Here is a 7,221-nt window from a genome sequence, read left to right as displayed (position 1 = left end):
CCGCCGATTCTGATCGGCAAGCGCAAAAAAGAGGAAATTTATGCCGAGGCAAGGGAGCTGCTGAAAAAAATGGGACTGGCGGACAAGGAAAACGCTTATCCCTGTGAGCTTTCGGGCGGACAGCAGCAGCGTGTTTCCATTGCGCGTGCATTGGCAATGAAGCCGAAAATTCTTTTCTTTGACGAGCCGACCTCCGCGCTTGACCCTGAGTTGACGGGCGAAATTCTGAAGGTTATCAAGGATTTGGCGGCGGAACACATGACAATGGTAATCGTGACACATGAAATGTCCTTTGCAAGGGATGTTTCCGATCATATTATTTTTATGGATGGCGGGCGTGATTGTGGAGGAGGGCGAACCCGAACAGGTCATCAATCATCCCCAGCAAGAACGTACCAAAGCCTTCCTGAGCCGTTTTCAGCAGTAAGGAAGTGGTCGGATGGAAGTGAAATTCATCAAAGCAAGCCCTACGGAAAATATGACACTGCTCATCGAAACGCCTGTGGCAAGAGAGAAGCAGCTTGCTGTGGCAGAAAGGCTGATTGCCTATGGCAGTGTATACGCTGAGCAGGCTATATCGAGGAAGCGGAAAATCCTGCGGCAGAAAAACGCCTGCAAATGATGGGGGGGGAATTTTGCGGCAATGCCAGCCTTTCTCTGGCGGCATGGCTGCGCAGAAGAAAAATCTGCAGATTGGCGAAAAAACGGAAATTACGCTTGAGGTTTCCGGTGCGGAGGAGCTTGTTCGCTGCGAAATGAAACGAGAAGCGGAGCATCGCTTTCTTGGCAGAGTGGCAATGCCCTTACCGCAGACAATCGAAAAGAGAGCATTTACGCTGGACGGCGAAAGAATTGAGCTGACCGCAGTTGTTTTCGCAGGCATTACGCATATCCTCGTCCCTGCGTCCCTTTGGGCGCGAGAATGCCGCAAAAAAGGCGGAACACGCGGCAAGGGTCTGGGCGAAGGGCTGCCGCCTGTGTTTGGGCTTCTGCTGTTTGATGAGCAGGAGAAAAGCTTGAAACCGTTGGTTGCGGTGGAGGATGTCAGTCTCATCTGGGAAAGAGGCTGCGGCAGCGGAACCTCTGCTGTCGGGGCATATCTGGCGGCAAGGGAGAAGAAGGATGTTACCGTTTCCCTCAAGCAGCCCGGCGGCGTGATGCGCGCAACAGCTTCCTATCAGAATGGAGCGGTTACGAAAATTGAAATTACGGGCAGCGTTGCTATCGTGGCAGAGGGTACGGCATATTTATAAAAAAAGCGCAGATGAAAATTCTGCGTTTTTTTGTTATGTGAGGGGGAAACCGTGTAAAATAAGCATTTTCCTGCATTTTTTTGGCAGATAGCTTGACAGAAAGAAGGGATTTCCTCTATACTTTGCCAATAAGAACAGCGAAAAGGAGTGAAATCCTATGGTTGCAAATATTCCGAGAGTCGGTATGCGTATGGTGAAAACAGCATTGGCGGTTGCCATCTGCTTTTTTCTTTATGTTCTGCGCGGAGAGGAAGGCGTACCGATTTTTTCTACGATTGCCGCGATTATCTGTATGCAGCCCTATGCGGAAAACAGCATACAGGTTTCCATAAACCGTATTATCGGCACACTGCTTGGGGCGGTCTTTGCGCTTCTGGTGCTGTATCTGATCCAATATATTCCCTATCAGGTGCGTATCCTGCGATATCTGGTGATTTCCTTTGCGGTCATTCCTGTGATGTATGTGACGGTTTTATTGAAGCGCACGGGTGCTTCTGCGCTGGCAGGGATTGTACTGCTGAGTGTCTGCCTCTCTAATGTGGGTATACACCGCTGGAGGGGGCAATCAATCGTTCTGTTGAAACGATTATCGGGATTCTGGTTTCTCTGGGGGTCAATAATCTGCATCTGCCACGGAAAAGGACAGAGAACTATCTCTTTGTGACGGGCTTTGACGGGGCATTATACGATGAAAAAAACGGTATTTCGCCCTATGCCTCCTTTGAGCTGAATCAGCTTTTGCAGGATGGCCTGCCGTTTACCATTGCGACAGAGCGTACACCCGCTTCGCTGATGGCGGATTTAAAGGGGCTTGATTTGCGCCTGCCTGTTATCGCGATGGATGGGGCGGTGCTGTATGATGTGAAGGATAAGCGATACCGTGCGACAAGCGGACTGCCGAAGGAATGGGTGGACAGAATCTGCACCCTTGTGAAGGAGAAGGAGTATCATTATTTCCTGAACGTGGTCTGGCAAAATGTGCTTTTGATTTATTTTGGCGAATTTAAAAATGAGGTGGAACGAGAATTGTATCTTTCTAACCGCCGATCGCCTTACCGCAATTATATTTATGGAGAAATGCCGGAGGATGGTGTTGTGGTGTATATCCTGCTGGTGCTGCAGGATGCGGATGCGGATGCACTGGAGGCAGAACTAAAAGAGATGGATACCGAACAGGAGCTGCTTTTCCTGCGGGATAAATCGGAAACGCCGGAGACATACTGTCATTTGAAGATTTATCATAAAAATGCAACGAAGAAATATATGCTGGAGCGGCTGATGGAGGAAATCCCGCAGAAGAAATGTGTTGCCTTTGGCAGCAACCGAAACGATCTTTCCATGCTGACCTCTGCACAGCTTTCCTATGCAACTGCGGATGCCGAAGCGGAAGCAAAGGCGGCGGCGAAGCGGCAGTTAAAGGGACATGGCGGCGACAGCATTGTGCGAAAGATTTTCCGTTTGTATGAGCGGCTGCCTTGGGGGAAAAGCTGCCCAAGGAGCTGAGAGAACCAAAGGAATGAGAGGAATGATATGAGCGAATTGAATGAATTTTCCAGAGCGGAGCTGCTTCTGGGAGAGGAAGGCATAGAAAAACTGAGAAAGGCGCGTGTGGCAGTGTTCGGTATTGGTGGTGTCGGCTCCTTTGTGGCAGAGGCACTGGCAAGAGGCGGCGTGGGACACCTTGCCCTTGTGGATGGAGATGTGGTAAGCCTGACAAATATCAACCGTCAGCTGATTGCAACGCAGAAAACGATTGGCAGAAGGAAAACGTCTGTCATGGCAGAGCGAATTCATGAGATTCTGCCGGAGACCGAGGTGGTGGAATATCCTGTGGTTTACGGTGCGGAAAACAGGGATTTGCTGGATTTTGCTTCGTATGATTACATTGTGGATGCGATTGATACGGTGACCTCCAAGCTGATTCTGATAGAAGAAGCGAAAAAAGCGGGGACAGAGGTTATCAGCTCCATGGGGACAGGAAATAAATTTGACCCGACCCGTTTTGAGGTGGCGGATATCTCCAAAACAAGCGTCTGTCCGCTGGCGAAGGTGATGCGGAAGGAATTGAAGGTGCGCGGCATTCGCGGCGTGAAGGTGGTTTATTCTAAGGAGCTGCCCCAAAAGCCGGCAGAATCGCAGGAGACGGGCAAACGACAGATTCCCGGAAGTCTTTCCTTTGTGCCGCCGGTGGCAGGCATGATTCTGGCAGGAGAGGTTATCCGGCATATTGCTGGCGTGGATTTGGCATAAGGGCATAAGAAAGGGGATTGACAGCACCTTTATTTCTGTTACAATAGTCATCATCAAATAAAATATATCTTCATCGGAGAACTTGTAGTCGCAATTACAAAGTTGAAAAGATGTCGAGTGCGCTCGGTTATGCAAATAACCGGGCTGTTTTTTTGAATTGAAAAGGAGAGAAGACGTATGAATATCCAATTATCGGATCATTTTACCTATCGCAGGCTGATTCGGTTTGTCATCCCTTCGGTTGCCATGATGATTCTGACCTCGATTTATGGCGTGGTCGATGGGCTGTTTGTTTCCAATTTTGTTGGGAAAACCGCCTTTGCGGCAGTCAATCTTGTGATCCCCTTCACATTGGTTTTGGGTGCCTTCGGCTTTATGCTGGGGACAGGCGGCACTGCCCTTGTGGCGAAAACCTTGGGAGAGGGCAAGCAGGAGGAGGCAAATCGGATTTTTTCCATGCTGATTTATTTTGCGATTGGCTTGGGGCTTGTGCTGACGATGCTCGGCATTGCGGCGTTGAAAAAAATCCTTCTTAAAATGGGCGCAGATGATGCCATGCTTGGCTACGGCATGATTTACGGGAGGCTTGTGCTTTTGGGGATTCCCTTTTATATGCTGGAAAATATGTTCCAGAACTTTCTGATTGCAGCGGAAAAGCCGCAGCTTGGCTTAATTGTAACGATTGCCGCAGGGCTGACGAATATGGTTTTGGATGCGCTGTTTATTGCGGTGCTTGGCTGGGGCGTGGCAGGTGCGGCGGTGGCAACGGCATTGGGGCAATGTGTCGGCGGCTTGATTCCCTTTGTTTATTTTGCAAGGAAAAACAGCAGCAAGCTTTCTCTGGTGAAAACAAGGCTGATGGGCGGCGCATTATTTCATGCCTGTACGAATGGCTCCTCCGAGCTGGTGTCGAATATTTCCATGTCCTCGGTGGGAATGCTCTATAATGCACAGCTGATGAAGGTTGCGGGGGAAAACGGCGTGGCGGCGTATGGCGTGATTCTATATGTCAATTTTATTTTATTGCGATTTATCTGGGTTATGCCTATGGCTCTGCGCCCATCGTTGCCTTCAACTATGGTGCGGGGAAGAAGGCGGAGCTGCAGAATGTGCTGAAAAAGAGCCTGAAGCTGCTTTTGGGGACAGGCATTGTGCTGCTTTCGATAGGGGTGCTTTTTGCCGGCGTGCTTTCGGGGCTTTTTGTCGGCTATGATGCACAGCTTTATGCCATGACTGTGAGAGGACTTCGCTTTTATGCGGTTTCCTTCCTTTTGAGCGGCTTTAATATTTTCGGTTCGTCCTTCTTTACGGCATTGAACAACGGGATGGTTTCTGCGGCAATTTCCTTCCTGCGTACAGTTGTTTTTGAGGTGGCGGCAGTTTTGATTTTGCCTCTCTTTTTTGGCTTGGATGGCGTTTGGTGCGCCATTACGGTGGCGGAGCTTGCCTCTATCCTGATTACCATAGGTGCTTTCTCCGCCCTGCGAAAGAGGTATCAGTATCTGTGAAGTGGAGAATTATCCCTCAATTCTTACAATTTTCTTAGAATTTTATGAAGAAAGGGGGAACTTACTTGCAATGAGTGGAGATTTACGCTACAATCGGATTGAGAAAAGCGGTGTTCTGTTGCCTTTTGTCGGGCTGCGGCGCGAAGGCATGAAGGAGGAATCCCTATGAAGAAACAAAGAAAAAGCAGAGGATTGGGTATGACTTTTATTATTGTCTGTCTGGTTTTATCCGGCTGTGGCGCAGGTACACAGGAGGCGGCGCTCGGCTCTGCGGAGGAATATGTGCAGGCGGCAAAAACGGCACTTGCAGGACAGGACAGCTTTACGGCGAATTTTGATGCCACGATTGCAATGAACAACGCAGGAAGGGGCAGCATGACTACGAAGGGAACCGTAACCTTCGTGAAGGAGCCGCTTTATATGAAAGTGGATACGGATATGGGCTTTGATAATGGCAGCCAGAGGTACATTCTTTATCTGCAAAAGGGCGAAGAGGAAAAGAACGAGGATGGCGTGAATCCATGACATATGGATGGCGACAATTTAAGGCGAAATGCGGTTTATACAGAACGATGGGAAGTTTTCCTTGTGATGCAGGGGGATACCATACACCACGGAGGAAACCGCAGAGGATGCGGAGCGCATTTTGAAGGAATACGGTCAGAAGCACATTTCCACGCCACTGGCGAATATTTACCTGCGGAGCATGGGGAAACGCTGCTTGCGGAGCAGCAGGCGATAAGGCGCTTGCGAAAACCTTCCGCTAAAGAAAATAAGACCTGTGAGAAACAGGTCTTTTTTTATGCAAAAAAGATGCAAAAGAAAGGACACTCCTTTCGGAGTGTCCTTAGAGATTCTACTGATTCAGTTAGAATGAAGGAAAGAATAATTACTTATTCTGGTTACCGTTCATTGTAGCTGTCTTTGTAGCTGCATCCCATGTGATTGTCTGTTACGCCCAGAGCTGTAGCCAGATCTCTCATAGGCAGGAATGTTCTGCCGTCCTTTGATCTGTACTGTAGCGGATGCGGGGGATTGTGTTACCGTTAACTGTAACAACCTTCTGGCCTGCAACCATAGTGATGATTCTCTGACCATACATACAGGTTGTTACTGTTCTGGAAGCCTGTGCTCCACAGAACGTTGTTTGTTGTTGATACCCGTGCTGTAGCACTGCTCTTACGGGCAGCATTGTGTAGCCTGCAGCGGAGATGTAAGCGGGTACATCCAGAGCAACCTGTTTCACCTGCGATGATGTATTTTTCGCCAACGGAACTACTACCTTCTTTGTGAAGGAAGCATCATCCTGGTCTCTACCAGCTGTGATGATGTTGTACGAAACCTTCTTTAACAACGTGCTTGAAGTTGTCATCGTTGTTGTAGTACTGGTATTTAACTTTTGCTTCTTTTCTGCCTTCACTCCATGGGAGCCAGATTGCCTGATCCATGAATTCATCGGAAACCTTTTGTATCCAGTGCAGATCGTAAGCACCTGCTGCCAGGCTTCTGCTCATGTACAGAGAGATGTCGGAGATTGTTACTGTTGCTGCATCGCCGGATTCCTTTGTCAACTCTGAAGCCAGATCGTTTTTGATCTTCTTAACTTCCATATCGGACTTGTCGTCTATGTGTAAGTAGCATCATCTTCAGTGTCGATATTTCTGTCAAGGCTGAATTTGAATTCGGGAGCCCTTCTTCCACAGACCATCTTCAGCTTCCTTCACAACGATGTTGGTAGAACCTTTGTGTTTCTGTAGCGATGATCAGGTCATTCTGAGAAGCTTCTACTGTGTAAGGGGATACAAACACTAGCAATCTTTACTTCCTGAGCCTATCCATGCCAGCGCCGTCTACTTTCAGAGTAACGTCGCCTGTGAAGCCGGGTTCAGCAACAGTGTCAGTGTGAATCCAGTTGCCGCCGTCTTTATCAGGTTTTCATCTGTTGCTTTCAGAGTTCTTCTAGCGAAATCGAATGTTTCGTAGTCACCCTTCTCTGTAAGCAGCCTTGAATACTGTTTCTGCTACAGTTTAATCTTTGCCCTCGATGAAATCTACGTACCCAAACTTACGTTTGTACGTAAACACCATCAGGCAGTTCCATTGTCAGTTCTTTTTTCGCATCCAGTGTGCCTGGTGGGTTCTTCCACAGAGTAACTTCCAGAGCTCGTGATCGGAATCATCTGTGATACCTTCGTTTTTAACGTTAACGC

10 protein-coding genes and 1 pseudogene are annotated in these 7,221 nt (G+C 48.6%); 9 read left to right on the top strand and 2 right to left on the bottom strand.

Going from position 1 to position 7,221, the window contains the following annotated elements:
• The 9 genes and pseudogenes from EJE48_RS09955 to EJE48_RS09920 form a co-directional block, all read left to right on the top strand.
• Positions 1–427: pseudogene (locus EJE48_RS09955) on the top strand (amino acid ABC transporter ATP-binding protein); the annotation flags it as partial.
• A 12-nt stretch (positions 428–439) separates the two neighbouring features.
• Entirely contained in the window at positions 440–622 is a 183-nt protein-coding gene (locus tag EJE48_RS12890) for a hypothetical protein (protein ID WP_124984545.1), read from the top strand.
• Complete coding sequence (locus EJE48_RS09945) at positions 549–1,253, top strand: hypothetical protein (protein WP_170158623.1); 705 nt, start codon at positions 549–551, stop codon at positions 1,251–1,253. The genes EJE48_RS12890 and EJE48_RS09945 overlap by 74 nt, the downstream gene beginning before the upstream one ends.
• Positions 1,254–1,410: 157 nt before the next feature.
• Positions 1,411–1,917, top strand: coding sequence for an FUSC family protein (locus tag EJE48_RS09940; protein ID WP_124984543.1), 507 nt, complete (start codon positions 1,411–1,413; stop codon positions 1,915–1,917).
• Complete coding sequence (locus EJE48_RS09935; RefSeq protein ID WP_160117352.1) at positions 1,914–2,756, top strand: HAD hydrolase family protein; 843 nt, start codon at positions 1,914–1,916, stop codon at positions 2,754–2,756. The genes EJE48_RS09940 and EJE48_RS09935 overlap by 4 nt, the downstream gene beginning before the upstream one ends.
• A 27-nt stretch (positions 2,757–2,783) precedes the next feature.
• Positions 2,784–3,503, top strand: a complete 720-nt coding sequence (locus EJE48_RS09930; RefSeq protein WP_118580831.1) for a tRNA threonylcarbamoyladenosine dehydratase — start codon at positions 2,784–2,786, stop codon at positions 3,501–3,503.
• 177 nt (positions 3,504–3,680) lie between these two features.
• Positions 3,681–4,619: an MATE family efflux transporter gene (locus EJE48_RS09925; RefSeq protein ID WP_330548503.1), complete on the top strand. Its 939-nt coding sequence runs from the start codon at positions 3,681–3,683 to the stop codon at positions 4,617–4,619.
• Positions 4,508–5,011 (top strand): MATE family efflux transporter, encoded by a 504-nt coding sequence (locus EJE48_RS12990; RefSeq protein ID WP_330548505.1) that lies wholly within the window; start codon positions 4,508–4,510, stop codon positions 5,009–5,011. Before EJE48_RS09925 ends, EJE48_RS12990 begins: the two co-directional genes overlap by 112 nt.
• Before the next feature lie 165 nt (positions 5,012–5,176).
• Positions 5,177–5,536 (top strand): hypothetical protein, encoded by a 360-nt coding sequence (locus EJE48_RS09920; protein WP_124984541.1) that lies wholly within the window; start codon positions 5,177–5,179, stop codon positions 5,534–5,536.
• A gap of 454 nt (positions 5,537–5,990) precedes the next feature.
• On the opposite strand, the gene EJE48_RS09910 is transcribed toward EJE48_RS09920, so the two are convergent.
• Both EJE48_RS09910 and EJE48_RS09905 read right to left on the bottom strand, forming a co-directional pair.
• Positions 5,991–6,281, bottom strand: coding sequence for a stalk domain-containing protein (locus EJE48_RS09910; protein WP_148095979.1), 291 nt, complete (start codon positions 6,279–6,281; stop codon positions 5,991–5,993).
• 43 nt (positions 6,282–6,324) lie between these two features.
• Positions 6,325–6,621 carry a hypothetical protein gene (locus tag EJE48_RS09905; protein WP_124984538.1) on the bottom strand — a complete coding sequence of 99 codons (297 nt, stop codon included), beginning with the start codon at positions 6,619–6,621 and terminating at the stop codon, positions 6,325–6,327.
• Positions 6,622–7,221 lie beyond the last annotated feature (600 nt).

This window comes from Anaerotignum faecicola, assembly GCF_003865035.1.
Classification (GTDB): Bacteria; Bacillota; Clostridia; order Lachnospirales; family Anaerotignaceae; genus Anaerotignum_A; species Anaerotignum_A faecicola.
Note: the sequence above shows the minus strand (reverse complement) of the source record. Positions and strands in the feature narration are given on the sequence as shown.

Bases quoted from the DNA above. Each gene is read 5' to 3' on its own strand.
- EJE48_RS12890 (WP_124984545.1), top strand. From the start codon at position 440: ATGGAAGTGAAATTCATCAAAGCAAGCCCTACGGAAAATATGACACTG.
- EJE48_RS09945 (WP_170158623.1), top strand. From the start codon at position 549: ATGGCAGTGTATACGCTGAGCAGGCTATATCGAGGAAGCGGAAAATCC.
- EJE48_RS09940 (WP_124984543.1), top strand. From the start codon at position 1,411: ATGGTTGCAAATATTCCGAGAGTCGGTATGCGTATGGTGAAAACAGCA.
- EJE48_RS09930 (WP_118580831.1), top strand. From the start codon at position 2,784: ATGAGCGAATTGAATGAATTTTCCAGAGCGGAGCTGCTTCTGGGAGAG.
- EJE48_RS09925 (WP_330548503.1), top strand. From the start codon at position 3,681: ATGAATATCCAATTATCGGATCATTTTACCTATCGCAGGCTGATTCGG.
- EJE48_RS09920 (WP_124984541.1), top strand. From the start codon at position 5,177: ATGAAGAAACAAAGAAAAAGCAGAGGATTGGGTATGACTTTTATTATT.
- EJE48_RS09905 (WP_124984538.1), bottom strand. From the start codon at position 6,621: ATGGAAGTTAAGAAGATCAAAAACGATCTGGCTTCAGAGTTGACAAAG.